The organism is Nitratireductor sp. WH36-1 (assembly GCF_058725515.1).
In genome coordinates this window covers 2,921,976-2,945,306 of sequence record NZ_CM178970.1, presented here as the reverse complement: position 1 = coordinate 2,945,306, position 23,331 = coordinate 2,921,976, and the positions used below count along the sequence as shown (strand labels likewise).

The following is a 23,331-nucleotide window of genomic DNA, read 5'->3' as shown; positions in this document are numbered from 1 at the left end:
TTTATCAGGCGGTTGGCGCATTGATCAGAGTCTCGATCAACCGCCGACCGTCAGATCCTTTTCGATGTCGAACCGGCCGGTCAACTGCATCTTGTAGATCTGCAGATTCTCCATCACCCGTTGAACATAGTTGCGCGTTTCCGAATAGGGAATGCGTTCGATCCAGTCGACGATCTCCTCCACCGATTTTCCGCGTGGATCACCATAGCGGCCCATCCATTCCGTGGCGCGGCTCGGACCGGCATTGTAGCCGGCGAAGGTGAGGATGTAGGAGCCGTTAAAGCGCGCGAGCTGTTCTTCCAGATAGGCTGCGCCAAGCGTCACATTGTAGGTGGGGTCTGCCGTCAGGCGGGCGCGGGAATAGGGCAGGCCGCTCTTGCGCGCCATTTCCTGTGCCGTTGCAGGCATGAGCTGCAGGAGGCCGCGCGCTCCGGCGGGCGAGACGGCGGCGGCGTTGAACTCGGTTTCCTGCCGGGCAATGGCGTAGGCGAGGGCCTGCCGGGCAGACGGGATGGCGGCGGCGTCCGGGATCGCGCCGACCGGATGGGCAAGCGCGCCAATGTCCAGTCCGCGCCCGGCTGCGATCTTGCCGACGCGCAGCGCCGTTGTGTAGTCGCCTCGGTTTGCCGCCATATTGGCCAGAAGCGCCAGCTCGCCCGGATTGTCGAGCTGTTGTGCGAGTTTCCGGTAAAGGCTGCCAGCGCGCCACGCATGGCTTGTCTGTTCCAGGCTCTTGATAGCGCGCACCATCTCGCGGGCAAAAAAGTGCCGCCGGTCGTCGTCCCGGGGGGCGGGCGCATCGGCTGCGAGCTTCGATTGCCCGAGCCGCGCCGTCGCCAGCTGCCCGTAGAAGGTCGCGCCAAAGCGCGCCGCCTCTTTATAATGAGCGTCCGCATCCCCGGGGCCGCCGGCCTCTGCCGCGCGGCCGAGCCAGTAATGCGCTCTGGCGTTGGAAATCGGCCCTTCGGCGATTTCGGCGATGCGCGCGAAATGCTCTGCCGCCTTTTCAGGCCTGTCGAGCATGCGCAGTGCATACCAGCCGGCATGGAACTCCGCATCGGCTGCCCGCGAAGGGCTTTCGGCCGCATGGTTCGCCGCGACCTTATAGGCCGTTTCCGCGTCATCGATATCCAGAAGCTCGCGGGAGAGGACGCGTCGCTCCACCCACCATTCATCCGGGTCGATCAGGCTTTGCGCATCCTGCGGCGCGGTCAGCATGACCTTTGCAGCCTCGTCGAACCGGCCGCTGCGGCGCAAATAACGGGTTTTGGCGAAAAGATACCCGGCGCTCTGCTGCGCCTCGGGCACGGCGTCGAGCAGCTCTTCCGCATTTTTCTCGCCGCGAATGACCGCCGCCCATGCCCTGGTCAGTTCCACACCACCGGCGCGTTCTGCGACGCGTTCGGCGGAGCGTATGCGCGCATTATAAAGCATCTGCTCCATCCGCACCCGGTGGTCGGCGGTTGAGAGCAGGGCGTCGAACTCTTTCATGAACGCGGATTCGCGCGCCGCATCGAGTTTTGCCTCGCGCCAGAATGTGGATGCCAGCGCACGCGCCTTGTCTTCCTGCGATAGCGCCAGATGCGCGCGGGCAAGCGCCACCGTTCCCTCAAAGGTTCGGGGCGGCATGTCTCCAAGCAGGGCGACGACCACATTGGGGCGTTGATTCTCGCGATAAAGCGCCCGCTCGCTGTGATCGCGCAGGGTGAGCATGCCGGGCCAGCCGGCGAGGTCGCCGGCAGTCTTGGCAATTTCGGCGCTGGACAGCGTGTCGCTGGCGGAAAGAACCAGAGACCAGCTCAAAATGCGGCGCTCGAGCCCGTTTCCCGTCATGCGGTTGCGCAGGGTGCGCGCCGTTTCGGGATCTCCGGTCGAGATGGCGTCCAGTCCCGCGATCATGGCGCGCATGTCGGTCGACTGGCCGGTTTCGCCGTCCACGACATTGGGGCGCACGGTTGCACGGGTCAGCGCGTCAATCACGGCGCTGGGCGCAGTTGCTGCATCGGGACGCGCAAAGGGGATGGGCGCCATTTCGGGCAAAGACTGGGCCTGCACGATTGTCGAAACGGAGAGGAGAAGCAGCGGGACAAGCGCGGCTGATGTCTTCATGCAAAAAGCACCCGAACAGGTCGACCAGAGGTCCGACGATAATGAACCAGCGTGGACGCTGTTTTTTTCGGCGAGACGGGCCCGACCCCGTCCTGCTGAAGCAAACATGCCACTCAGGTCGGATTCTTGCGGGCAAGAGATGGCAAGACTATGGTGCACCGCGACATCTTCGGCTAGAAGCATCCGTCGGCGGTTCTGGCCGTCATAATTGCATCCAATCTCATTCAGGAGTTCGACATTATGTTCAGGGGGTCTCTCACAGCGCTTGTGACACCGTTTGCCAAAGATGGCAGCCTGGACAAAAAAGCGTTTCGCGAACTCGTTGAATGGCAGATTGCCGAAGGCACGACGGGTCTTGTTCCGGTCGGCACCACGGGCGAAACGCCCACGCTGACGCATGAAGAGCATCGCGAAGTGGTCCAAATCTGCGTCGAGACGGCTGCCGGTCGCGTTCCGGTGATCGCAGGCGCAGGGTCCAATTCCACCCGCGAGGCCGTTGCGCTGGCCAAGTTCGCCGAAGAGGTGAAGGCCGACGCAGCACTGGTGGTCACGCCGTATTACAACAAGCCGACGCAGAACGGTCTCTATGAGCATTTTGCGACGGTGGCGCGTTCGACGAGCCTGCCGATCATCATCTACAACATTCCGCCGCGTTCGGTGATCGACATGTCGCCCGAGACCATGGGCCGGCTGGCGAAGGACTTTGCCAATATTGTCGGTGTGAAGGACGCAACGTCAAAGGTCGACCGGGTTTCAGAGCAGCGTCTCACCTGCGGCAAGGACTTCATCCAGCTCTCCGGCGAAGATGCGTCGGCTCTGGGCTTCAACGCACATGGCGGCGTCGGCTGCATTTCGGTGACGGCCAATGTGGCGCCGCGCCTGTGCGCGGAGTTCCAGGCGGCAACGCTTGCCAATGACAAGGAAAAGGCCCTTGAGCTGCAGGACCGGCTGATGCCGCTGCACAAGGCTATCTTCATCGAGCCGGGCCTGTGCGGTGCAAAATATGCGCTGTCGCGTCTCGGGAAGGCTGAAAATCGGGTCCGCCTGCCGCTCGTGCCGATCGAGGCTTCCACCGCGGCGGCCATCGACGCAGCCATGCAGCACGCAGGCCTGCTAAAGTAGAGCATTTTGCAGCCGGGCAAATACGCCCGGCGTCGCACAAATGCGGTGAAACAAACGGGCATACTTCTGCCCGCTGGAAGGCGGAAGCGCTCATGAGCGCTTCCGGCGCATTTGGGACACATGGCGAAAGACAAGAATCCGAACGTTCAGACGATTGCCGAAAACCGCAAGGCGCGCTTCTCCTATGAAGTGCTGGACACGCTGGAAGCTGGCATTGTTCTGACGGGCACCGAAGTGAAGTCGCTGCGCGAAGGGCATGCGAACATCCAGGAAGCCTATGCCTCGATAGAGGACGGCGAATGCTGGCTGATCAACTCGTATATCCAGGAATATTCCGCCGGCAACCGGTTCAACCATGAGCCGCGGCGCAAGCGCAAACTGCTGATCTCCAAGCGGGAACTCTCAAGGTTCGCCCAGTCAATCGAGCGGGAGGGCATGACCCTCGTGCCTCTCAAGCTCTATTTCAACGAGCGCGGGCTGGCCAAGCTCCAGGTCGCCGTGGCGCGCGGCAAGAAGCTGCACGACAAGCGCGAGACTGCCAAGAAGCGCGACTGGAACCGCGAAAAGGCAAGGCTCCTGAAGCAGAGCGGTTGATCCGCATACTGCCGCAGAAGCGTTTCGCCATCAGAATCTAATTATCGAGAAATTCGCGTATATCGCGGAAAACGCTGACGAACATGTCTTCGGTCAGGCGGCCGGTGTTCGTGTTGTAGCGCGAGCAGTGATAGCTCGAGAATATGGAAAAGCCGGCGACTTCCTGGCGCGCGCCATGCGCGAACTTGTGTGCCGCGACGCGGCCGCCAAGGGCGCGCACGGTTGACTGATGCGCGATCACGCCGAGCGTCAGAATGGCCTTCATGTTTTTGAAGCGCTTCATCGTGGGGGCGAAAAAGTGTTCGCGGCAGGTGTTTATTTCCGAACCCACGGGCTTGTTTTCCGGCGGCACGCAGCGCACGGCATTAACGATTGCCGCATCGATGAGGGTGAGGCTGTCGTCTGGGCGCGCCTCATACTCTCCTTCGGCGAAACCAAAGCGTTTCAGCGTGCTGTAGAGAAGATCGCCGGCGTAATCGCCGGTGAAGGGGCGGCCGGATTTGTTCGCGCCGCGCAGGCCCGGTGCGAGGCCGACAATCAGAAGCGAGACATTGTCGTCACCGCCTTTGGGAAGAAAAGCCGGGACCGGCGCGTTGTGCCACTCGGGCTCCTTGACGCGCCAGTCTGCGATGAACTGGTGCAGGCGCGGACAAAGCGCGCAATCACGCGGCGGCTCGGTGGCCTGCGCCGGAACAGTGCTCATAGATCGTCGAACGTCTCGTCATCTTCAGGATCAGCCTTGCGGGAAGGCCGCTCGCTTGTCGCACGGCCAACTTCGTCGCGCAATGAGGAGAGATCGATGAAATTGTCCGCCTGACGGCGAAGATCGTCAGCGATCATCGGCGGCTGGGACTGGATGGTGGAAACGACGCTGACCTTGCGGCCCTTGCGCTGAAGAGCCTCGACCAGCGTGCGGAAATCACCATCACCGGAGAAGATCACGTAGTGATCGACCACGTCGCACAGCTCGAGCGCATCGATTGCCAGCTCGATGTCCATGTTGCCCTTGATCTTGCGGCGACCTGCGGAGTCGGTGAACTCCTTGGCCGGCTTGGTAACGACCTTGTAGCCATTGTAATCCAGCCAGTCGATCAGCGGGCGAATGGACGAATACTCCTGATCCTCCACCAGAGCGGTGTAGTAGTAGGCGCGCAGCAGGTAGCCGCGTTCCTTGAAGCTGCTCAGGAGCTTGCGGTAATCGATGTCGAACCCTAATGCCCGCGATGTGGCATACAAATTTGCGCCATCAATGAAGAGCGCTATCTTTTCCCGTGGATCGAACATCGTCAAATTTCCTGTTTCAAAAAAGGTTGGCGCACAAAACGAAAGCGTCGCGCCGGAAGGTGCCCAAAAAGCTATCTCTTATGAGGAAATAGCGCTGAACTATGATAGTTCCAACCAATATATAAATTCGTCATAATTACAAGCTGTGGGCTGGCGCGCCGGCTGCCATCACCGCGCCGCAATTGCGTGTTGATCGGAAAGCAAGCGTTGCGTCTCGGCCTTGAATTTTTCGGGCTGGCAGGGTATTGACGCGCTGGATTTCCTTGCAGATTTACGCATGAAAGGGGCACTGAATGGCCCGTGTGACCGTTGAAGACTGTATCGACAAGGTCGATAACCGCTTTGATCTCGTGCTCCTGGCGAGCCACCGCGCCCGCCAGATTTCGCAGGGCGAAGCAATTACCGTGGACCGCGACAACGACAAGAACCCCGTTGTCGCCCTGCGCGAGATCGCTGACGAGACCCTGTCTCCGGGCGACCTCAAAGAAGATCTGATTCACTCGCTGCAGAAGCATGTCGAGGTTGACGAGCCGGAAGCCGATCTCCCGGAGATCAGCGAGCCGTCCGCCGAGGCCGTGGAAGCAAGCGCAGAGCAGCCGGAGGAGGAGATTTCCTTCGACCGCATGAGCGAAGAAGATCTGCTCGCCGGCATCGAAGGACTCGTGCCGCCGGAAAAAAGCGACGATTTCTGATCGACACGAATGTTCGGCATGGCAATCTCTTCCTTGCCGGAACATTCCTGCCTATCTTAAACATGCGCCGTGCACCTCGCGGCGCATGTTTTGCTTTGCGTAGACAACAATAAGAACAGAGGAAGCCGCCCATGATGCGTCAATACGAGCTTGTCGAGCGTGTTCAACGCTACAAGCCGGACGTCAATGAGGCGCTACTCAACAAGGCCTATGTCTACGCAATGCAGAAGCACGGTCATCAGCGCCGCGCCTCTGGCGATCCCTATTTTTCACATCCTCTCGAAGTTGCCGCCATCCTGACCGACATGCATCTGGACGAGGCGACCATTGCTGTCGCCCTCCTGCATGACACGATCGAGGATACGAGCGCCACGCGCGCCGAGATCGATGAACTGTTCGGCCCCGATATCGGCAAGCTCGTCGAGGGTTTGACCAAGCTGAAGCGTCTCGATCTCGTTTCCAAGAAGGCGCATCAGGCAGAAAACCTGCGCAAGCTTCTGCTCGCCATTTCCGACGATGTGCGCGTGCTTCTGGTGAAGCTCGCGGACCGTCTGCACAACATGCGCACGCTCGATCACGTGCCCGAGCACAAGCGGCTCCGGATCGCCGAAGAGACGATGGACATCTATGCGCCGCTGGCCGGCCGCATGGGCATGCAGGACATGCGCGAGGAGCTTGAAGAGCTCGCCTTCCGCCACATCAATCCCGAAGCGTTTCGCGCGGTGACGGAGCGGCTGGCGGAGTTCTTCGAGCGCAATCGCGGGGTCATCAAGGCCATTGAAGAGGCGCTGTCGCACCTCTTTACCGAACACCAGATCGAGGCGACGGTGAAGAGCCGCCAGAAGAAGCCCTGGTCGGTGTTCCGCAAGATGGAGACGAAGGCGCTTTCCTTCGAGCAGCTGTCGGACATTTTCGGTTTCCGCGTGCTCGTCGATACGGTCGAAGACTGTTACCGGGCGCTGGGCGTCATCCACTCCACTTGGTCGATGGTGCCGGGGCGCTTCAAGGACTACATCTCCACGCCCAAGCAGAATGACTACCGGTCGATCCATACGACGATTGTCGGGCCGTCGCGCCAGCGCGTGGAACTGCAGATCCGCACCTATGACATGCACGGCATTGCCGAATACGGTGTTGCAGCGCATTCGATCTACAAGGATTTCGGCGGCAAGGTGAACGGCGCGGATCACCGCATCTCGCGCGACACCAATGCCTATGCCTGGCTGCGGCGCACGATTGAGGCGCTGTCTGAGGGCGATACGCCGGAAGACTTCCTCGAAAACACCAAGCTGGAGCTGTTCCAGGACCAGGTTTTCTGTTTCACGCCCAAGGGGCGGCTGATTGCGCTGCCGCGCGGGGCAACGCCCATCGACTTTGCCTATGCGGTCCACACCGAGGTGGGCGACACCTGTGTCGGCGCAAAGGTCAATGGCCGGATCATGCCGCTCATGACCGAGCTGAAGAATGGCGATGAGGTGGAGATCATCCGCTCCAAGGCGCAGGTGCCGCCGGCGGCGTGGGAATCGGTCGTTGTCACCGGCAAGGCGCGCGCCGCCATCCGCCGCGCCACGCGAAACGCGATCCGCAAACAGTATTCCGGTCTCGGCGCGCGCATTCTCGAGCGCGCCTTCGAGCGGGCCGAAAAGACCTTTTCGCGCGATGCGCTGAAGCCGGTGCTGCACCGGCTCGGTCGGCAGGATGTGGAGGATGTTCTGGCTGCGGTCGGGCGCGGGGAGCTTTCCTCGCAGGACGTGGTTCGCGCCGTGTTCCCCGACTACAAGGACGAGCGCGTCACACAGGCCCCCAAGGAGCGTGAAGAGGGCTGGTTCAACCTGCGCAATGCGGCGGGCATGCTGTTCCAGATCCCCGGCCGCTCTTCGCGCAAGGCCAAGCGCACCACGCGCGATGCTTCAGGTGAAACCCCGCAGGGCAGCGCCGTGCCGATTCGCGGCGTGACGGGCGATTTGCCGGTCAGCTTCGCACCTGAAGGGGCGGTGCCGGGCGACCGCATTGTCGGCATTCTTCAACCCGGTTCCGGCATCACCATCTATCCGATCCAGTCGCCGGCGCTCACCGCGTTCGACGATCAGCCGGAGCGGTGGATCGATGTGCGCTGGGACATTGACGAGCACATGAAGGAGCGCTTCCCGGTCCGCATGTCCGTCACGGCCATCAACGAGCCCGGCTCGCTGGCCGAGATCGCGCAGGTGGTGGCCTCAAATGACGCCAACATTCACACGCTCGCCATGGAGCGCACGGCACCCGATTTCACCGAAATGCTGTTCGATCTCGAGGTCTGGGACCTGAAGCATCTCAATCGGCTGATTTCGCAACTCAAGGAAATCACGAGCGTGAGCGATGCGCACCGCGTGAACGGCTGATCGCAGGGGCGGGCAAGGCATCACAATGTTGCGGCCCGCTGTCCGATGGTGGTGGGGCATGCGCCAATAGGCGGTTGCGCCGCCCCGACAGTCAGCAAAATGGCCCGCCCGTCTGCAAATTGGTTACTTGCGGCGCGGCCGGGGTGAATTGACCCGACCAGCGCTCATGAACAACGTGCCGAATGCGCTGTTTCTGGCAAGATACGCCTTTGGCGAGACTGGGAGTAGGCGGGGTGATCGCGGTTCTCACCCTGATCGTTTTGCTGTTCTACCCAATGCCTGGGGCCAGCGCCCACCCGGCTCCCGAGATGGCAACCGCAAGCGTGATTGCAGTCGCCGCTGATCATGGGCCGGAGGGCTATGCTCATGATGACGTGGATGCCTCCGCTCAGGACTGCTGCGCTCTTCACTGCATGCCCATGGGGCAGTCATCTTTCCATGCCATCCGGCCTGTGCGCTTCGCCGCGTGTCTGGCCGCTGATCCGGCAGAGAACATCTGCGCCTTTCAGGCTAAACGATTGCTCAAGCCGCCCCGTCAAAACCTCTCCTGAACATTCTCCCCGCGCGATCTGAACGCCTCACGCATCGCCGTGCGTTCGTCCGGGCGCGGGGAGGAACGCTCCTTCTGTTCAAGAGAGGCTGATATGAAAGCTCTAATGCATTTCGACAGTGGCGGGATCAAGCGCGCCGCCCGGCCGTTCCGCTCCGCCCTTTCAAAGCTGCATCTCGTCGCCCGCCGTGCGGAGCTGACGGGCGCATATCCAGACCGGCAAAGCGCCGTGCGCGCAGCGCCGGGCTGGGCGCTGACGGATTACGATCACGAAGCGGTCGTGCCCGTTGCGCTCGACAAGATGAGCCGGGTCATTGACTGGGATTACCCGATCCTCTTCTGGCTCGAACGGGAGTTGCGCGCACGCAATGGCGCGCCGTTGCGGCTTCTGGATGCCGGCGGGCATGTGGGCACCAAGTTCCGTGCCTTTCGTGACCTTCTGGACCTCTCAAGGGTGCAATGGCAGGTCTATGAACTGCCGGCGATGGTGAAGGCGGGAAGGGAGATGGCGGTTTCCGAAGGTCTGGAGGCGCAACTCTCGTTTTGCGATTGCCTTGAGGAAATAGAAGAAGCGGACATCCTGCTTTGCTCGGGGCTGCTGCAATATCTGGATATGCCGTTTCCCGATTTCGTCAAAAGCCTGCCTGCGCGGCCAAGGGTGATTCTTCTCAACAAGGTCGCCTTAAGGGAAGGGCCTTCGGTCTACACGCTGCAGCGTGGCGGGCCGACCTATCTGCCCTACCATATCCGCAACAAGGCCCGCTTTCTGGATGACCTGGAGGCGCTTGGCTATCAGGTCGTCGACAGCTGGCGTATCCAGTATCTGGCGCATCAGGTTGCGAGTCACCCTGAACTCGGCTGGAGCGAAAGCCGCGGCTACATGCTTCAGGACAGGAACATGGCGCGCGTTTCATAGCCGCGCGTCATGCGGTCACTGATTGATCGGCGGCGTCAAAATTCTGCCGTTTCAGGCGCTTAGAACAATCGCGTTTCCGGCCATCTCTTCGGAAGCGCAATTGGTCGAGTGGTTGCCCTTGCCCCATCTGTCTCAGCTTGCCTATATCGATGCACAAACCGGTTTGCGGGAACGCGCCGTTAAGGAGGTCGGTCTTATAGGATCGGAGTGCTGGGGGAGAAGCATGTTGGCATTCGGGGGTGCGGTGTAGTCGCGATGTTGTTTCGACGTAGAAAACCTGCCGATTTATGGGAAAAGACGCGAACCCTCGTTTGGCCGCGTCGGTCTTTCTGGCGATCCGCACAATATTTCGTAAAGCGGGCCCTTCGGCTCACGGCAACGCCGCATGCCATCGCAGCCGGCGTTGCGGCAGGCGTTTTTGCGTCCTTCACCCCCTTCATGGGCTTTCACTTTTTCATCGCCGCCGGTCTGGCCTGGTGCCTGGGCGGAAACCTTGTCGCCTCGGCCATCGGCACCGCCATTGGAAATCCGCTGACATTCCCCTTCATCTGGGGCGCGACGCTCGAGACCGGGCGCATGATCCTCTACGGCGGCGATATTCCTCAGGGAGCGCCCATCCATCTGGGCAAGATGCTGAGCCATCTCGAATTCTCGCAGCTCTGGGAGCCACTCCTGAAGCCCATGTCCATCGGCGCTCTGCCGCTCGGGATCACCTTCGCTCTGGTCTTTTATTTTCTGACACGCTGGGCGGTTTTCGGGTTTCGTGAGCAGCGCCGCAAACGCCTTGCCGAGCGCGCACGCCGCAGGGCGAACCAGCAGGCCTTTGGTGCAGGGACGGCAACAAGTTCATGATTATCGGTATCGGAAGCGACCTGATCGACATTCGACGCGTCGCAAAAACGCTCGATCGCTACGGCGAACGGTTCACGCAGCGAGTGTTTACAGAGGTGGAGCGCGCGAAGTCTGACAAGCGCCGCGAGCGTGCTGCCTCCTACGCCAAGCGCTTCGCAGCCAAGGAAGCCTGCTCCAAGGCGTTGGGCACGGGCATTTCGCGCGGTGTCTTCTGGCGCGAAATGGGCGTCGTGAACCTGCCGGGCGGCAAGCCGACCATGGAGCTTTCTGGACGCGCGCGCGAGCACGCCATGAACATGACGCCGCCTGGAATGAAAGTGCTTGTCCATTTGACCATTACCGACGACTTTCCGCTGGCTCAGGCATTCGTGATTATCGAGGCGGTTCCCGACACGGGAAACTGAGGCTGAAAACTGCGCAAGGGAGCGTTGTCGCATTGCCGCCGCCTTTCTGGCGCGATAAGACCGTGCCGAAACAGTCGAACCGAGGAAGTAATGAGCGTGGCTGACAAGACGAAGAAGAAATCGGGCGGGGCAGGCGAGACGGTGAGCGTGATCGTCCAGGCGCTTATTCTGGCGCTGGTTATCCGCACTTTCTTTTTTCAGCCATTCTCCATTCCATCGGGTTCGATGCGTCCGACCCTGCTAGAAGGCGACTATTTGTTCGTCACCAAGTGGGCTTACGGTTATTCTCGCCATTCGCTGCCGTTCTCGCCGCCGCTGTTCTCCGGCCGTATCTGGGCGTCTGAGCCCGAGCGCGGCGATGTGGTGGTGTTCAAGTTCCCGCCGAACCCGTCCATCGATTACATCAAGCGTGTGGTTGGCCTGCCGGGCGACAAGATCCAGATGCGCGATGGTGTTCTCTTCATCAATGATGAGCCGGTGCAGCGCGAGAAGCTTGGCCAGATCACCGATCCCGACATCACGGAGATGGACCGCCCGGTCGATGTCTATCGCGAGACCCTGCCCAATGGCGTTTCCTACGAGACGCTGGACCTGACGGAGACCGGCTTGGGCGACAACACGCGTGAGTTCGTGGTTCCTGAAGGCCATTACTTCATGATGGGCGACAACCGCGACAACTCTGCCGACAGCCGTTTCTCGGTCGGTTTCGTGCCGGCTGAAAACCTGGTGGGCCGCGCCAATGTGATCTTCTTCTCCATCGCCGGCGGAGCGAGCCCGCTTGAGCTGTGGCGCTGGCCGTCGGAAGTGCGCCCGTCGCGCATTCTCAACTGGGTCGACTGAGCCTTGCCAAAAACCATGGCTGTCAAACGACTGCGCGGACCCCAGCTCGTCGCTGAAGTGTCCCGGCGCACCGGCTTTGCTTACAAGGACGCCGCGCTGGTCGAGGAAGCGATGACGCATTCCAGCGCGCGCGGTCGCGCGGGCGTGGATTATCAGCGTCTTGAATTTCTCGGCGACCGGGTTCTCGGACTGGCCGTTGCCGAACTGCTTTTTGAAAGCTTTCCCAAAGCGCCGGAAGGCGAACTCTCGGTGCGCCTCAATGCGCTGGTGAATGCCGAGACGCTGGCCGAAGTCGCCGACGAACTGGATATCAGCCCGCTGATCCATATGGGCAGCGATTTGCGTGGGGCTGCGACACGCAAACAGATCAATCTGCGCGCCGATGTGATGGAAGCCCTGATTGCGGTCGTCTTCCTGGAAGCGGGGATCGACGCGGCCCGCACATTCGTTCGCACCCATTGGGGATCGCGCGCGCGGGCCAAGGGCGCTGACCGACGCGATCCCAAGACAGCGCTGCAGGAATGGGCGCATCAGGTTGCTGGCGTCACGCCAGCCTATAGTGTTGACGATCGGCAGGGACCGGATCACGATCCGGTCTTCTCGGTCGCCGTAAAGATCAAGGGTTATGACCCCGCATTCGGCAAGGGACGCTCCAAGCGCGAAGCCGAGCAGGCGGCGGCCACGACCATGCTGGAGCGCGAAGGCGTCTGGCATAGAAACGAGAACGTATCATGAGTGAAGACATATCGATTGACAGCCCGCAGGGTGAAACCCGCTCCGGCTTCGTGGCGCTGATCGGCGCGCCGAATGCCGGCAAATCGACGCTGCTCAATCAGCTCGTGGGCGCAAAAGTGTCCATCGTCACCCATAAGGTGCAGACAACCCGCGCCATCGTGCGCGGCATCGCCACCCATGAGAGTGCGCAGATCGTGTTCATCGACACGCCGGGCATCTTCAACCCGCGCCGCACGCTCGACCGCGCCATGGTCACCACCGCCTGGGGTGGGGCCAAGGACGCCGATGTGGTGGCGTTCCTCATCGATGCCGAACGCGGCATCAAGGGAGATGCGGCAGCCATTCTTGAAAAGCTCAAGGACGTCGCTCAGCCCAAGATCCTCATCCTCAACAAGGTCGACCGCGTGAAGCGCGAAACCCTTCTTGAGCTGGCGGCAAAGGCCAATGAGGCGGTGGCGTTCGAGCGCACCTTCATGGTCTCGGCGCTGCAGGGCTCGGGTTGCGATGACCTGCTTTCCTATTTCGCCGAAACGCTGCCGGTCGGTCCCTGGTACTATCCGGAAGACCAGATTTCGGATCTGCCGATGCGCCAGCTCGCCGCCGAGATCACGCGCGAGAAGCTGTTTCTGCGGCTGCATCAGGAAGTGCCTTACGCCATCCATGTGGAGACGGAGAAATGGGAGGAGCGCAAGGACGGGTCCGTGCGCATCGACCAGGTCGTCTATGTGGAACGCGACAGCCAGAAGAAAATCGTGCTCGGCCACAAGGGCTCGGCGATCCGTGCCGTCGGACAGGCCGCGCGTGAGGAAATCGCTGATATTCTCGAGCAGAAGGTTCATCTCTTCCTGTTCGTGAAGGTGCGCGAAGGCTGGGGCAATGACCCAGAGCGCTACCGCGAGATGGGGCTTGAATTCCCGTCCTGACGGGAGGACAGTGGCCGCATGGAATGGCGCGACGAAGGGATCATTCTGGGCGCCAGAAAGTATGGCGAGACGAGCGTCGTCCTTGAAACGATGACGGCGGCGCATGGCCGTCATCTGGGGCTGGTGAAGGGCGGCCGGTCACGCCGCATGCAGCCACTCCTGCAGCCGGGCAATCGTGTTGATCTCGTCTGGCGCGCCCGGCTCGAAGAGCATCTGGGCGCGTTTCAGGTCGAACCGTTGGAGCTCAACGCCGCGCGATTGCTCGCCTCGGCCGTCGCCATTCACGGCATCCAGCTTCTGGCTGCACATCTGCGGCTCATGCCCGAGCGCGACGCGCATGCCGGGCTCTATGAAACACTCAAGGTCATCACGGCGCATCTGGACGAGCCCGAGATTGCCGGGCCTCTGATGGTGCGCTTCGAGCTGGCGCTTCTGGATGAGCTGGGTTTCGGGCTCGACCTTGGAAAATGCGCGCTAACGGGAAGCCGCGAAGGGCTGGCCTATGTCTCTCCCAAATCGGGGCGTGCGGTGACGCAGGAGGCCGGAACGCCTTGGCGCGACAAGCTTTTGCCATTGCCGGCTTTTTTGACCACGCGGAACACGGCGGAGACGACGCGCGAAGCGCTCGATGACGCCTATCGGCTGACCGGCTTCTTCTTTCATCGCAATGTATACGAGCCGCGCGGCATGGAAGAGCCCGATGCGCGCGGTGGTTTCCTGCTGGCGCTGGCCCGTAGCGCCGAGCGCGCCGCGGACTGATCTTCGCTTATTCTGCCGGGGCGAGGGACGGGCGCGTAACGGCGGCTTCCCGGATCGGCATGTGCACCACGGCGGCGAACAGGCCGAGCAGAACGCCAAGCCACCACACGGGATCGTAGCTGCCGAAAATGTCGTAGAGATAGCCGCCGAGCCAGACGCCCAGGAAGGAGCCGACCTGGTGGGAGAAGAACACGATCCCGCCCAGAAGCCCCAGATGGCCCGTGCCGAACATGATCGCCACCAGACCGTTCGTCGGGGGCACGGTGGAGAGCCATAAAAGCCCCATGACGATGGCGAAGATGATGACGCTTGTGGGTGTCTGGGGCAGGAGCAGGAAGGCCGTCACCGCGATGGAGCGCGCGATATAGATCAGCGACAGGAAGCCCGGCTTTGAATAGCGTTGACCGATATAGCCGGACGCCAGAGAGCCGATAATGTTGAAAAAGCCGATCAGCGCCAGCGCGATTACCGCATAGCGCGCATCAATGCCGATGTCGCCGATATAGGCGGGGAAGTGCGCGGTGATGAAGGCGACCTGAAAACCGCAGACGAAGAAGCCCGCAACCAGCAGAAGAAAACTGCGGTGGCCGAAAGCCTCACGCAACGCTTCGCCGATGGTCTGCTTGAAGATCTCGGCGCTGTTTCTGGCGGTGGCGGCATTGCCGACGAGCGGGATTGCCAGAAGCGGCACCACCAGCATGGCTATGCTCATATAGACAAGCGTGTCCGACCAGCCGAATGCATCAATCAGCCCCTGACTGATCGGGGCGAAGACGAACATGCCGGCCGAGCCGGCGGCTGTCGCCAGACCGAAGATCAGGCTGCGCTTGTTGGCAGGCGTGCTGCGCGCGAAGGCCGCAAGAATGATGCCGAAGGAGCCGCCCGCGACGCCGAGCCCCACAAGCACGCCACCGCCGATATGCAGCATGGCTTCGCTGGTGGGCATCGACATCATCAGAAGACCGGCAGCGTAGATCACCGCAGAAAGCGCCAGAACCCGCCAGGTTCCAAACCGGTCTGCTATCGCGCCGAAGATCGGCTGACCGACGCCCCAGAGCAGGTTCTGGATCGCCATGGCAAGGCCGAATGTGGTGCGGTCCCAGCCGGTTTCGGCCAGAAGCGGGAGCTGAAAGAAACCCATCGCCGAACGTGGGCCGAAGTTCAGTGCCGCGATCAGGCATCCGCAGACAACCACCAGCCAGGGAAAAGAGGGCTGGCCGGCATCCCGGCTGGTGCTTTGCTGTGTCATGGGAGTTTTCGCCTTGCGCTTCCAGTGTGGGAGGACGTTTCGGCGTGCAACCTAGCTCAGCAGTGCAACTGTTTTAATCGACAAATTGTGCACGAAAGATCAGTTTTTCTCATAATTTAGCTGGCGTCATGGGAATAAACCGGCGGACAGAAGCGTTGATGTAAAAGAAGCATCAGGACCCGTCCGAAAGACGGGCAGGGGCATGGACGGCAGACGAAAGGCGATTGTCGGCGAGATACCGGGGCTCCGGCGCTATGCGCGCGCGCTCATGCATGATGCCGATGCCGCTGACGATCTCGTGCAGGACTGTCTGGAGCGCGCCTTTCTGCGGCTTGACAACTGGCAGACCGGCACGTCGCCGCGCCGATGGCTCTTCACGCTGATGCACAATCTTTTCGTGGATGGCGTCCGCGCGCGCAAACGGCGTGGCGAGGTGTCCGATCAGGTGGCGTTCGATGCGCCGGATCTGTCGAGCGCGCCGGAACAGAATGGCGTTCTTGATCTGCGCGACGTGCTCGACGCCCTTCAGGACGTGGCGCCCGAGCGGCGCGCCGCCATTCTGCTGGTCGGCGTGGAGGGCATGAGCTACGCCGAGGCTGCACAGGTTCTGGACATTCCGACCGGAACGCTTATGTCGCGCGTGGCGCGCGGGCGGCAGGATCTGCGTGACGTGCTCGATCTTGCGCGGCGGCGGCGCATTCTCAAGGCGGTGGAATGATGACGCAACGCAGCTTTGATGAGAGAGACATCCACCTTGCGCTCGATGGCGAGTTGCCGGCCGAGGACATGGCTGCCTATGAAGCCTGGCTCATGGCGCGACCCGACATGCGGGCGCTCAGCGCGCGCTATGCTTCCGACCGTGCGCTTCTGCGCGAGACGCTCTCCGGGCTTACCGGTGAGGAGCCGCCGCAGCGATTATCTGATGTGGGGCTGGGAGCCGGTCGACGCAAAAGCCCGGCGCGCCGCCGCAGCATGGTTGCAGCGGCTGCCGCGCTGCTTCTGGCAGTGGGGGCGAGTGCCGGATATTGGGCAGGGCGCACAGGCTTCAGTGGTGCAGAAACGCTTGCCACGCTTGAAGTCGTGGGGCAGGCGGTCGCGGCGCATCAGGTCTACGCGTCGGAAAAGCTGCATGTGGTCGAGGTTGGGGCGAGTGATCGCAACCATCTGGTCGGCTGGCTTTCAAATCGCGTGGGCACGCAGCTGGTGGCGCCTGATCTGCGACCGGAGGGTTTCGACCTCATGGGCGGACGGCTTCTGCCTTCGGGCGACAAGGCGGCAGCGCAGTTCATGTATGAAGACCCGGAAGGCGAGCGGGTTTCTCTTTATGTCGCGCACTGCCTTCAGGATGAGAAAACAGGCTTCCGCCTGTTCGAGGAGGAGGGTAGCCGCGCCTTCTACTGGCATGAAAACGGGTTTTCCTACACCGTGGCCGGTGCGATCCCGCAAGCGCAGCTGCTGGAGCTGGCGAATGCCACCTATCGCCAGCTGATCGCCGGCAGGTGATGCCGGGTTGGTTGCTCTGAAGAAAAGGCGTTCCACCCATCCTGTGAACGGGTGGAACGGTTTGGTTCAGCCTTTTGCAAGAGCCTTTGTGGCGCCGCCGGAGGCGGGCTTCTTGCTGTCGAGCGGCAGGTAATGCACATCGCGCTGCGGGAAGGGAATGGAAATGCCCTTCTCGTCGAAGGCCTGCTTGGCCGCCTTCGTCATGTCGAGGCGCGTCTGCCACCAGTCGGCGGTCGAGGTCCAGTAGCGCAGCGTGACGGCCACGGCGCTGTCGCCAAGTTCGGACACGTAGGTCACTGGTTCCTGATCTTTCAGAATGCGCTCGTCGGCAGCGGCCAGATCCATCATGGTCTGCTGCGCCAGATCGATGTCGTCGCCATAGCCGATGCCGATCACCAGGTCGTTGCGGCGGCGCGAGTTGCGCGAATAATTGGTGACCGAGGTGTTCCACAGCGAGCTGTTGGGCGCGAGAATGTAGAGGCCGTCGACGGTCTTCATTTCCGTGGCGAAGAGGCCAATGGCCTGGATGGTGCCGGAAATGCCGCTGGCTTCCACGAACTCGCCGACCCGGAAGGGTTTCAGGACCAGCAGCATGATGCCGGCCGCCACATTCTGGAGCGTGCCCTGAAGCGCAAGGCCAATGGCGATGCTGGCGGCGCCCAGCGCTGCAATGATGCTGGCGGTTTGCACGCCAAACTGGGCGAGTACCGTGACGCCGACGAGAACCAGAACCGCATAGCGGGCGACCTGGGACAGGAAGCTGGTGAGCGTGGCGTCGAAGGAGCGGAAATGCTCGAGCGTGCGGCGCACCCATTTCTCGACCATGTTTGCGACGATGAAGCCAGCAATGATGAGAATGATGGCGCCGAGAATCGAGAAGGCGTAGGAAACAGCAAATGCGCTGACCTCCGCCCAGGCCGCCTGGGCAGCGGTCGTGATGGTCTCAGTTTTAAATTCCATTGTGGGGGACGTCTCCGTGCCATTGTGGTCGTTTGCGGCGTGCGAGGGCTGGAAGAAACTTGCCCTCCCTTTGTGTGCGGCGCGCCGTGAGCGGCCGACAGGCGCTCGACTGCGAAAGCCGGCGAACACCCGTGTCTAACAAGCCTTGCATCCGGCTGTAAATCCGGCGTGACAGGGAGGAGAATACAAAGCCGGCTGCTCAGCCCTGCCGGCCAAGCTCGATTTCCGCAAAGCGCGCGAGGAAGGCTTCCTGCGCCAGTCTGGGCGGCTGGGGGGCGATTGCGATGCCTTCCGGTGGCATGCCGCGCGGGCGGCCGAAAAACTTCGCCGCTTCGGGAACCTCAAAACCCGCCAGTTGCGTCGCTTCGTAGAAGGCGGCGATCTGGTCGGCGCGTTTGATGGCCTTTTTCAGCTTTTGCGAGAGGTCGGGCGGAAGCGAGAAGCGCAGATGGATGGCTGTCTGAAGCCGCTTCTCGACGGATTTGTAATCATCGCCCAGCGTTGCCTTGAAGGGCGAGATCATGTCGCCGATCACATATTCGGGAGCATCGTGCAGAAGCGCGGCGAGCGCATGGTCCGGCGTTGCGTCGCCCGAAAGCTGGCTGAAGATTTCTTCCACGAGAAGGGAATGCTGCGCGACGGAATAGGCGTGGTCACCCCTTGTCTGCCCGTTCCAGCGCGCGACGCGCGCAAGCCCGTGTGCGATGTCGATGATCTCCACATCGAGAGGCGAGGGATCAAGCAGATCGAGGCGGCGGCCGGAAAGCATGCGCTGCCAGGCGCGCATTCCGGTCTTTGCCGTCGGGGCCGCCATCAGCCCGCATCTCCGTCACTGGCCGGAAAGGTGAACGTCGCCCAGGCCGGAATGGCGAGGGTCACTTCGGTTTCGCCTGCGGTGATCGGGTTGCCGGCGTCCATCGCGTCCTTCACCCGGTCGATCCGGGCGATGGCGAGCGCCTGTTTGCCGGACACGGTTCCAAGCGTGCCCAGCGGTTTGCCGCCGGCCCTGAGCTCGGTTCCGGCGGCGGGCAGGTCTGCATCGGCCTGAGCGATCAGAAGCCTGCGGCGCGCGGTGCCGCGATGGTGCATGCGCGAGACGACCTCCTGACCGACATAGCAACCCTTCCTGAGGCCGACGCCGCCATTCTGGTCGAAAAGCACATCATGGGGAAAGGCGTCGCCGAGTTCGTAGTCGCTGCCGCTTTCTGCAACGGCATGGGCGATCCGCAGGCGGTCCAGATCCTCGACGCCGGCATCCTGTGCGGGCGCATCTCCATAGTGCCGGTAGACCGCGATGGTTTCTGGGAAACGTCGGTCAATTACGGTTGAATCACTGTATGAAGAACCAGAATCACTTTCCCATGAAACAGAGATAACACTCTGTTCAGGCGAGGAAATCTGAGCCTTGGCGCGCAGCTTGTAGAGCGTGAGGCGCTTGACCAGATCTGCTGCAATATCGGCCCGGCATTCGATGCGGAATGCTTCGTCGCCCGCCCTTGCGATCAGGAAATCGAACAGGATCTTGCCCTGCGGCGTCAAAAGCGCCCCGGGGCGACACTCACCGGAGCCAAGCTTTGCGAGGTCCGTGGTGATCACGTTTTGCAGAAAATGTTCGGCCTCGGGGCCCTCAAGCGTGAAGAGCGCGCGATTGTCGAGATGGCAGGTCGGCATGGCTGATCCGGGGAAGATTCTAGATAGGGCCTGCCCTCTAGCTAGGATGCTTTTGCGCTGGCGACAACCCGGCTTCTTTGTCTGGGGCCGTGCCCAGGGTCCTGACCCTAGCGCCCGGTCTTTTCACGCAACCGCGCCGCCGCTTCGGCGAGCGTTCTCGCGCTTTTCGCGCTCAGCCCGCCATCCTGATAATCACGGCGGATCGCATCTTCGATTTCATCGGCGATGCTGTCCAGGGAGGGGCCTCTGTCGGTTCCTTGAGCACTTCGGTGATCGAACAGATTGATCCAGTGGTCCGTGTCGCGGCCAAAGCGCATCAGGCGATCCAGATAGATTTCCGCACTGCCATCGCGCGACAGAAGGCCAAACAGGCCCGCAGCCAGAGAGAGCGGGCTCATGACCACGTCGCGAAGACCATCGGCCATCAGTTTGACCTGAAAGAGCACCACACGGCGCACCAGCCGCGTTCGTTGGCCCGAGCTTTTGGAAGTTGCAAAAGCACCGGCTCGAGGCTGCGCCATCCCGTTCATGCGTTCCTCCCTGAAACTCAATTGGATATGGGGGCGCAGTGCCCGATTGCAAGAAATGCGGTCTTCGCTTGCAGTCAGTCTCCGGCGACGAAGAAGGACCAGCGCCCCTCAGGCGTGATGCCCACACGATAGAAGATGTAAGCGCCGAAGCTCTTCATGTCTTCGTAGTCGCCGGCCGTGACGAGCGTGAAGAGTTCCACACGTTGCTTCTTGTCGAGCGTTTCCAGCGGCAGGGCGAAGAAATAGGGCCAGACATACATTTCCTGCGGCGTGCCCTGATCGAGATGCACATAACCCGCCTGCAGAACCTCCAGCAGGATTGCGAGAATTTCCTGACCTTCCTCGTCGCCTGATAACTCCAGAAGATGCTCAAGCGGGTCGCCCTCCAGAAGGCCCAGCGAGAGGCGCGTTCCGGTTTCGCTGTTGCCGATCAACGGGCGCAGCTGTTCGAGATCGCCGCTCTTGGTCGCTTCAACGATCAGGCCATGCATGCGGCGCACGGGTTCGGGCAGCTGCTCCAGATCGTACTGAACCTGAGGGATATCCTTGCCGATCTCGGTGTCAGGACGCACCGTGTCGCGCAGGGGGGTGTCCTTCAGGGGCGTCGCACCCTCTGCGTCGCCGGGCGTTTCACTGTTTCCGGCAGGCATGCGGATGGGCGGGGGAAGCGGAACACGCTCCACGCTGTCGGTGTCTGCTTCTTCTTCCGCTGCCGGTGCCTCATGCAGTTCGCTCAGCGCCAGCGCCGGGGTGGCGGCCCCCATGGTCAGCAGCAGCGCTACCGGTCCGGCCAGAAGTCGCCATCCGGGCCCGGCCAGCGACAGCGGGGTTGCAAGGCTCTGAACGTTCAGGAGATGCCGCATCATTATCAGGTCTCAGTTTCCGTAGCGCTGCACGATTTCTTCGGACAGGCGCGAACCTTCTTCCATATACCGGTCAATGGCGGCCAGAGCCTGCGCCGTGCACTTCTCATAGGTGCCGGCGAAGGAGCGGTAGCCATGATTGAAGCTGGCGATCAGCTTTTCGCGGCGATCCGGCGTCGGCGTTTCCGTTTCGAGAAGCGCTTCCATCTTCTCGCGCCATGCTCCGGATTTCTCGCCGCACAGGTTGCGCAGATAATGGACGGAGCCGATCACCTCCGCGAGCTGCAAAAGCGGCTTCTCATAGCTGGCGTCATTGGCCTGCGCGGCAGGTGTCGCCATCACGATCACGGCCAGAAGCCCTGTTCTTACCGATCCTCTACGCATGCCGTGTTGTCACCCAGCGAGCCCCAGACTGTCAAACCCCGTGCTTTTCCAGAGTATGGCACATGGCCTTGAAGAAAGTGGCAAGATTGAGAGCATTCTCCAGGCCATGTTCAAGAGGCGGGCAGGTGTTGCAGTTCTTCAATGATTTCGCGCGTGCTGTCGGTCAGCGGCATGGCGGCGAACGCATCGGCGGAAAACCAGCCGGCTTCGCTTGCATCGTCACCGGCAACCGGCTCACCGGTCATGACCGTGGCGCAGAAGACGGTGAGCCGATAGGTCTTCGCGTCGTCCCCGTTCAGCACGATCTCGCGATAGGGGCTGGCGGTCGTCACGGTCAGTCCGGTTTCCTCCAGAAGCTCGCGGGCCAGCGCCTGTTCGGCGGTTTCGCCCGCCTCCACGCGCCCTCCCGGAAAAGCGAAGTAATCCTTCGCCGGGGCGCGTCCCCGGCGCACCAGAAGAAAGCAACCATTCTTTTGTACTGCGGCCGATACGGCGCGTATTTCCTTTGGTTTAGTCGGCAAAAGCCTTGCATCCTCTCCGTTCATCGCCAAAAGTCCGGCACTATATTTATGTTCTGATAAGTTGGGGGAACGCAATCATGCAGGCATTGAGGAGCGGAAAACTTGTCGCCGGTCTGGTGGCCATGCTGTCGCTTTCGGCGTGCGCAACGCTAAACGAGACCCAGTGCGAAACGGTAAACTGGAGCGATCTGGGGCGCAGCGATGGCGCTGCCGGCCGCAGCACCTCCTACATCCAGCGGCACCGCGGGGCCTGCGTGAAGTACAATCTGCCGGTCGATGAGAACGCGTGGCGTTCGGGCTGGGAAGACGGCATTCGCCGCTACTGCACGCCTGAAAACGGTTTGAGCGTTGGGCGCGAAGGCCGCAGCTATGCCAATTCGTGCCCGGCGCGCATCGCTCCCGGTTTTGAAAACGCCTATCGGGTTGGCAAGCGCGTACACGACGCCCAGTCTGACTACGACCGGCTGAAGAGTGACCTTGAGCGTCTCTATGACGATCTGGAAGATGCGGCCAAGGGCGAGGAGCGCCGCAAGGTGCGCAACCGGATTTCGCTGAAAGAGTCGGAGCTGTTCCTCGCCGAGGGCCGCCTGCGCGATGCCCAGCGTCTTTATGATCGCTATCTCTATGAGGAAGGCGGCCGGTACTAGGTCGCCGGTGATACCGGTATGTGTGGTCGCTTTGCCCTGACATCGACGCCCGACGCGGTGCAGTCGCTTCTGGCGGTAACGGATTTCGAGCCGTTTCCGCCGCGCTACAACATTGCGCCCACACAGCCGATCCTCATGGCAATGTCGGGTCCGACGCGCGCGCCGGGCTCCAATCTCCCGGCGCGGCAGACCATGCTCGTGCGCTGGGGGCTTATCCCGTCCTGGGCGAAGAACCCCGCCGATCTTTCCCTGCTGTTCAACGCGCGCTCCGAGACGGCGGCTGAAAAGGCGTCGTTTCGCACGGCCATGCGCCATCGCCGTACGCTGGTCCCGGCCAACGGCTTCTATGAATGGCGGCGCGTCGGCAGCAAGAAGGCCGAGCCTTACTGGATCAGGCCGAAGCAGGGCGGGCTGATTGCGTTTGGCGGGCTCATGGAAAGCTGGTCGGAACCGGGCGGAACCGAAATGGACACCGGCGCGATCCTGACCACCGAGGCGAATGAGGACTTGCGCGGCATCCATCACCGCATGCCGGTGGTGATCCAGCCCGAGGATTTCGAGCGCTGGCTCGACTGCCTCAATCAGGAACCGCGCCACGTGGCCGATCTCCTGAAGCCGGCCCAGCCGGATTTCTTCGAGGCAGTGCCCGTTTCAGACCGGGTCAACAAGGTGGCCAATGTCGGCCCGGACCTTCAGGAGCGTGTGGAGCGCCGTGAAGAGGCGCGCTCTGCGCCCAAACCCCGTGACGATGGCGGGCAGCTCGATCTTTTTTAGAGCATCGGCCCGGAAATCGGAATCGATTTTCGGAAAGCACGATGCGCAGGTTCAATAGGTTAGAGCGT

27 protein-coding genes are annotated in these 23,331 nt (G+C 61.7%); 16 read left to right on the top strand and 11 right to left on the bottom strand.

The genetic code is table 11. The annotated features are described in order from the left end of the window. Positions 1–36 precede the first annotated feature (36 nt). Positions 37–2,109 carry a lytic transglycosylase domain-containing protein gene (locus AC4PTT_RS14280; RefSeq protein ID WP_492161489.1) on the bottom strand — a complete coding sequence of 691 codons (2,073 nt, stop codon included), beginning with the start codon at positions 2,107–2,109 and terminating at the stop codon, positions 37–39. Positions 2,110–2,349: 240 nt separating this feature from the next. Here AC4PTT_RS14280 and dapA point away from each other — a divergent pair, with 240 nt between their 5' ends. Together dapA and smpB are read left to right on the top strand one after the other, a co-directional pair. Beyond that, a complete protein-coding gene (dapA, locus tag AC4PTT_RS14275; RefSeq protein WP_492161488.1) occupies positions 2,350–3,231 on the top strand; it encodes a 4-hydroxy-tetrahydrodipicolinate synthase in 882 nt (293 codons plus the stop codon). A gap of 120 nt (positions 3,232–3,351) precedes the next feature. Next, positions 3,352–3,825: an SsrA-binding protein SmpB gene (gene smpB, locus AC4PTT_RS14270; RefSeq protein WP_113154659.1), complete on the top strand. Its 474-nt coding sequence runs from the start codon at positions 3,352–3,354 to the stop codon at positions 3,823–3,825. A gap of 37 nt (positions 3,826–3,862) precedes the next feature. Here the strand turns inward: smpB and AC4PTT_RS14265 are convergent, their stop codons facing one another. Both AC4PTT_RS14265 and AC4PTT_RS14260 read right to left on the bottom strand, forming a co-directional pair. Continuing rightward, on the bottom strand, positions 3,863–4,528 hold the full coding sequence (locus AC4PTT_RS14265) for a uracil-DNA glycosylase (protein ID WP_206546607.1): 666 nt from the start codon (positions 4,526–4,528) through the stop codon (positions 3,863–3,865). Next, positions 4,525–5,109 (bottom strand): LabA-like NYN domain-containing protein, encoded by a 585-nt coding sequence (locus AC4PTT_RS14260; RefSeq protein WP_113154661.1) that lies wholly within the window; start codon positions 5,107–5,109, stop codon positions 4,525–4,527. Before AC4PTT_RS14260 ends, AC4PTT_RS14265 begins: the two co-directional genes overlap by 4 nt. A 293-nt stretch (positions 5,110–5,402) precedes the next feature. On the opposite strand from AC4PTT_RS14260, the gene rpoZ reads away from it, so the two are divergent. The 10 genes from rpoZ (at position 5,403) to recO (ending at position 14,161) form a co-directional block, all read left to right on the top strand. Further along, positions 5,403–5,801 carry a DNA-directed RNA polymerase subunit omega gene (gene rpoZ, locus AC4PTT_RS14255; RefSeq protein WP_113154662.1) on the top strand — a complete coding sequence of 133 codons (399 nt, stop codon included), beginning with the start codon at positions 5,403–5,405 and terminating at the stop codon, positions 5,799–5,801. 131 nt (positions 5,802–5,932) lie between these two features. Then, on the top strand, positions 5,933–8,182 hold the full coding sequence (locus AC4PTT_RS14250; RefSeq protein WP_113154663.1) for a RelA/SpoT family protein: 2,250 nt from the start codon (positions 5,933–5,935) through the stop codon (positions 8,180–8,182). Between the two features lie 233 nt (positions 8,183–8,415). After that, positions 8,416–8,733: a hypothetical protein gene (locus AC4PTT_RS14245; RefSeq protein ID WP_492161487.1), complete on the top strand. Its 318-nt coding sequence runs from the start codon at positions 8,416–8,418 to the stop codon at positions 8,731–8,733. A 93-nt stretch (positions 8,734–8,826) separates the two neighbouring features. After that, entirely contained in the window at positions 8,827–9,648 is an 822-nt protein-coding gene (locus tag AC4PTT_RS14240; protein ID WP_492161486.1) for a methyltransferase, TIGR04325 family, read from the top strand. 255 nt (positions 9,649–9,903) lie between these two features. Continuing rightward, positions 9,904–10,500: a DUF2062 domain-containing protein gene (locus AC4PTT_RS14235; RefSeq protein WP_206546610.1), complete on the top strand. Its 597-nt coding sequence runs from the start codon at positions 9,904–9,906 to the stop codon at positions 10,498–10,500. Further along, the gene (acpS, locus tag AC4PTT_RS14230; RefSeq protein WP_113154668.1) at positions 10,497–10,904 is read left to right on the top strand and encodes a holo-ACP synthase; all 408 of its coding nucleotides are present in this window, start codon (positions 10,497–10,499) and stop codon (positions 10,902–10,904) included. The genes AC4PTT_RS14235 and acpS overlap by 4 nt, the downstream gene beginning before the upstream one ends. 90 nt (positions 10,905–10,994) lie before the next feature. Then, positions 10,995–11,744, top strand: a complete 750-nt coding sequence (gene lepB, locus AC4PTT_RS14225) for a signal peptidase I (protein WP_113154669.1) — start codon at positions 10,995–10,997, stop codon at positions 11,742–11,744. A gap of 15 nt (positions 11,745–11,759) precedes the next feature. Then, positions 11,760–12,479, top strand: a complete 720-nt coding sequence (gene rnc / locus AC4PTT_RS14220) for a ribonuclease III (protein WP_206546611.1) — start codon at positions 11,760–11,762, stop codon at positions 12,477–12,479. Then, positions 12,476–13,402, top strand: coding sequence for a GTPase Era (era, locus tag AC4PTT_RS14215; RefSeq protein ID WP_206547356.1), 927 nt, complete (start codon positions 12,476–12,478; stop codon positions 13,400–13,402). Before rnc ends, era begins: the two co-directional genes overlap by 4 nt. An 18-nt stretch (positions 13,403–13,420) precedes the next feature. Continuing rightward, positions 13,421–14,161 carry a DNA repair protein RecO gene (gene recO, locus AC4PTT_RS14210; protein ID WP_475078699.1) on the top strand — a complete coding sequence of 247 codons (741 nt, stop codon included), beginning with the start codon at positions 13,421–13,423 and terminating at the stop codon, positions 14,159–14,161. A gap of 7 nt (positions 14,162–14,168) precedes the next feature. Here recO and AC4PTT_RS14205 read toward each other — a convergent pair whose 3' ends face one another. Further along, the gene (locus AC4PTT_RS14205; RefSeq protein WP_206546614.1) at positions 14,169–15,410 is read right to left on the bottom strand and encodes an MFS transporter; all 1,242 of its coding nucleotides are present in this window, start codon (positions 15,408–15,410) and stop codon (positions 14,169–14,171) included. Positions 15,411–15,612: 202 nt separating this feature from the next. Here AC4PTT_RS14205 and AC4PTT_RS14200 point away from each other — a divergent pair, with 202 nt between their 5' ends. Continuing rightward, positions 15,613–16,128, top strand: coding sequence for a sigma-70 family RNA polymerase sigma factor (locus AC4PTT_RS14200; RefSeq protein WP_206546615.1), 516 nt, complete (start codon positions 15,613–15,615; stop codon positions 16,126–16,128). Then, on the top strand, positions 16,125–16,913 hold the full coding sequence (locus AC4PTT_RS14195; protein ID WP_492161485.1) for an anti-sigma factor family protein: 789 nt from the start codon (positions 16,125–16,127) through the stop codon (positions 16,911–16,913). Before AC4PTT_RS14200 ends, AC4PTT_RS14195 begins: the two co-directional genes overlap by 4 nt. A 66-nt stretch (positions 16,914–16,979) precedes the next feature. Here AC4PTT_RS14195 and AC4PTT_RS14190 read toward each other — a convergent pair whose 3' ends face one another. The 7 genes from AC4PTT_RS14190 to AC4PTT_RS14160 all read right to left on the bottom strand — a co-directional run bounded on the left by AC4PTT_RS14190 (position 16,980) and on the right by AC4PTT_RS14160 (position 21,842). Continuing rightward, positions 16,980–17,873, bottom strand: coding sequence for a mechanosensitive ion channel family protein (locus tag AC4PTT_RS14190; RefSeq protein WP_206993589.1), 894 nt, complete (start codon positions 17,871–17,873; stop codon positions 16,980–16,982). A 199-nt stretch (positions 17,874–18,072) separates the two neighbouring features. Continuing rightward, positions 18,073–18,687, bottom strand: coding sequence for a YfbR-like 5'-deoxynucleotidase (locus tag AC4PTT_RS14185; protein ID WP_113154676.1), 615 nt, complete (start codon positions 18,685–18,687; stop codon positions 18,073–18,075). Beyond that, positions 18,687–19,544: a CAF17-like 4Fe-4S cluster assembly/insertion protein YgfZ gene (gene ygfZ, locus AC4PTT_RS14180; protein WP_492161484.1), complete on the bottom strand. Its 858-nt coding sequence runs from the start codon at positions 19,542–19,544 to the stop codon at positions 18,687–18,689. Before ygfZ ends, AC4PTT_RS14185 begins: the two co-directional genes overlap by 1 nt. Before the next feature lie 107 nt (positions 19,545–19,651). After that, positions 19,652–20,065: a hypothetical protein gene (locus AC4PTT_RS14175; RefSeq protein ID WP_206546618.1), complete on the bottom strand. Its 414-nt coding sequence runs from the start codon at positions 20,063–20,065 to the stop codon at positions 19,652–19,654. Positions 20,066–20,148: 83 nt separating this feature from the next. Next, positions 20,149–20,940: a hypothetical protein gene (locus AC4PTT_RS14170; protein ID WP_299937199.1), complete on the bottom strand. Its 792-nt coding sequence runs from the start codon at positions 20,938–20,940 to the stop codon at positions 20,149–20,151. A gap of 9 nt (positions 20,941–20,949) precedes the next feature. After that, complete coding sequence (locus AC4PTT_RS14165; protein ID WP_113154680.1) at positions 20,950–21,321, bottom strand: TIGR02301 family protein; 372 nt, start codon at positions 21,319–21,321, stop codon at positions 20,950–20,952. A 110-nt stretch (positions 21,322–21,431) separates the two neighbouring features. Then, positions 21,432–21,842: an NUDIX hydrolase gene (locus tag AC4PTT_RS14160; protein WP_492161483.1), complete on the bottom strand. Its 411-nt coding sequence runs from the start codon at positions 21,840–21,842 to the stop codon at positions 21,432–21,434. Between the two features lie 77 nt (positions 21,843–21,919). Here AC4PTT_RS14160 and AC4PTT_RS14155 point away from each other — a divergent pair, with 77 nt between their 5' ends. Then, on the top strand, positions 21,920–22,489 hold the full coding sequence (locus tag AC4PTT_RS14155; protein WP_492161482.1) for a DUF2799 domain-containing protein: 570 nt from the start codon (positions 21,920–21,922) through the stop codon (positions 22,487–22,489). A gap of 18 nt (positions 22,490–22,507) precedes the next feature. After that, positions 22,508–23,263 (top strand): SOS response-associated peptidase, encoded by a 756-nt coding sequence (locus tag AC4PTT_RS14150; RefSeq protein ID WP_206546621.1) that lies wholly within the window; start codon positions 22,508–22,510, stop codon positions 23,261–23,263. Positions 23,264–23,331 lie beyond the last annotated feature (68 nt).

Coding starts and splice junctions, on each gene's coding strand:
- AC4PTT_RS14170 (WP_299937199.1), bottom strand. CDS start 20,940: ATGATGCGGCATCTCCTGAACGTTCAGAGCCTTGCAACCCCGCTGTCG.
- AC4PTT_RS14240 (WP_492161486.1), top strand. CDS start 8,827: ATGAAAGCTCTAATGCATTTCGACAGTGGCGGGATCAAGCGCGCCGCC.
- AC4PTT_RS14200 (WP_206546615.1), top strand. CDS start 15,613: ATGGACGGCAGACGAAAGGCGATTGTCGGCGAGATACCGGGGCTCCGG.
- AC4PTT_RS14175 (WP_206546618.1), bottom strand. CDS start 20,065: ATGGCGCAGCCTCGAGCCGGTGCTTTTGCAACTTCCAAAAGCTCGGGC.
- rpoZ (WP_113154662.1), top strand. CDS start 5,403: ATGGCCCGTGTGACCGTTGAAGACTGTATCGACAAGGTCGATAACCGC.
- AC4PTT_RS14250 (WP_113154663.1), top strand. CDS start 5,933: ATGATGCGTCAATACGAGCTTGTCGAGCGTGTTCAACGCTACAAGCCG.
- AC4PTT_RS14165 (WP_113154680.1), bottom strand. CDS start 21,321: ATGCGTAGAGGATCGGTAAGAACAGGGCTTCTGGCCGTGATCGTGATG.
- smpB (WP_113154659.1), top strand. CDS start 3,352: ATGGCGAAAGACAAGAATCCGAACGTTCAGACGATTGCCGAAAACCGC.
- AC4PTT_RS14235 (WP_206546610.1), top strand. CDS start 9,904: ATGTTGTTTCGACGTAGAAAACCTGCCGATTTATGGGAAAAGACGCGA.
- AC4PTT_RS14265 (WP_206546607.1), bottom strand. CDS start 4,528: ATGAGCACTGTTCCGGCGCAGGCCACCGAGCCGCCGCGTGATTGCGCG.
- recO (WP_475078699.1), top strand. CDS start 13,421: ATGGAATGGCGCGACGAAGGGATCATTCTGGGCGCCAGAAAGTATGGC.
- lepB (WP_113154669.1), top strand. CDS start 10,995: ATGAGCGTGGCTGACAAGACGAAGAAGAAATCGGGCGGGGCAGGCGAG.
- rnc (WP_206546611.1), top strand. CDS start 11,760: ATGGCTGTCAAACGACTGCGCGGACCCCAGCTCGTCGCTGAAGTGTCC.
- AC4PTT_RS14150 (WP_206546621.1), top strand. CDS start 22,508: ATGTGTGGTCGCTTTGCCCTGACATCGACGCCCGACGCGGTGCAGTCG.
- AC4PTT_RS14190 (WP_206993589.1), bottom strand. CDS start 17,873: ATGGAATTTAAAACTGAGACCATCACGACCGCTGCCCAGGCGGCCTGG.
- acpS (WP_113154668.1), top strand. CDS start 10,497: ATGATTATCGGTATCGGAAGCGACCTGATCGACATTCGACGCGTCGCA.
- AC4PTT_RS14205 (WP_206546614.1), bottom strand. CDS start 15,410: ATGACACAGCAAAGCACCAGCCGGGATGCCGGCCAGCCCTCTTTTCCC.
- AC4PTT_RS14185 (WP_113154676.1), bottom strand. CDS start 18,687: ATGGCGGCCCCGACGGCAAAGACCGGAATGCGCGCCTGGCAGCGCATG.
- era (WP_206547356.1), top strand. CDS start 12,476: ATGAGTGAAGACATATCGATTGACAGCCCGCAGGGTGAAACCCGCTCC.
- AC4PTT_RS14260 (WP_113154661.1), bottom strand. CDS start 5,109: ATGTTCGATCCACGGGAAAAGATAGCGCTCTTCATTGATGGCGCAAAT.
- ygfZ (WP_492161484.1), bottom strand. CDS start 19,544: ATGCCGACCTGCCATCTCGACAATCGCGCGCTCTTCACGCTTGAGGGC.
- AC4PTT_RS14155 (WP_492161482.1), top strand. CDS start 21,920: ATGCAGGCATTGAGGAGCGGAAAACTTGTCGCCGGTCTGGTGGCCATG.
- dapA (WP_492161488.1), top strand. CDS start 2,350: ATGTTCAGGGGGTCTCTCACAGCGCTTGTGACACCGTTTGCCAAAGAT.
- AC4PTT_RS14280 (WP_492161489.1), bottom strand. CDS start 2,109: ATGAAGACATCAGCCGCGCTTGTCCCGCTGCTTCTCCTCTCCGTTTCG.
- AC4PTT_RS14195 (WP_492161485.1), top strand. CDS start 16,125: ATGATGACGCAACGCAGCTTTGATGAGAGAGACATCCACCTTGCGCTC.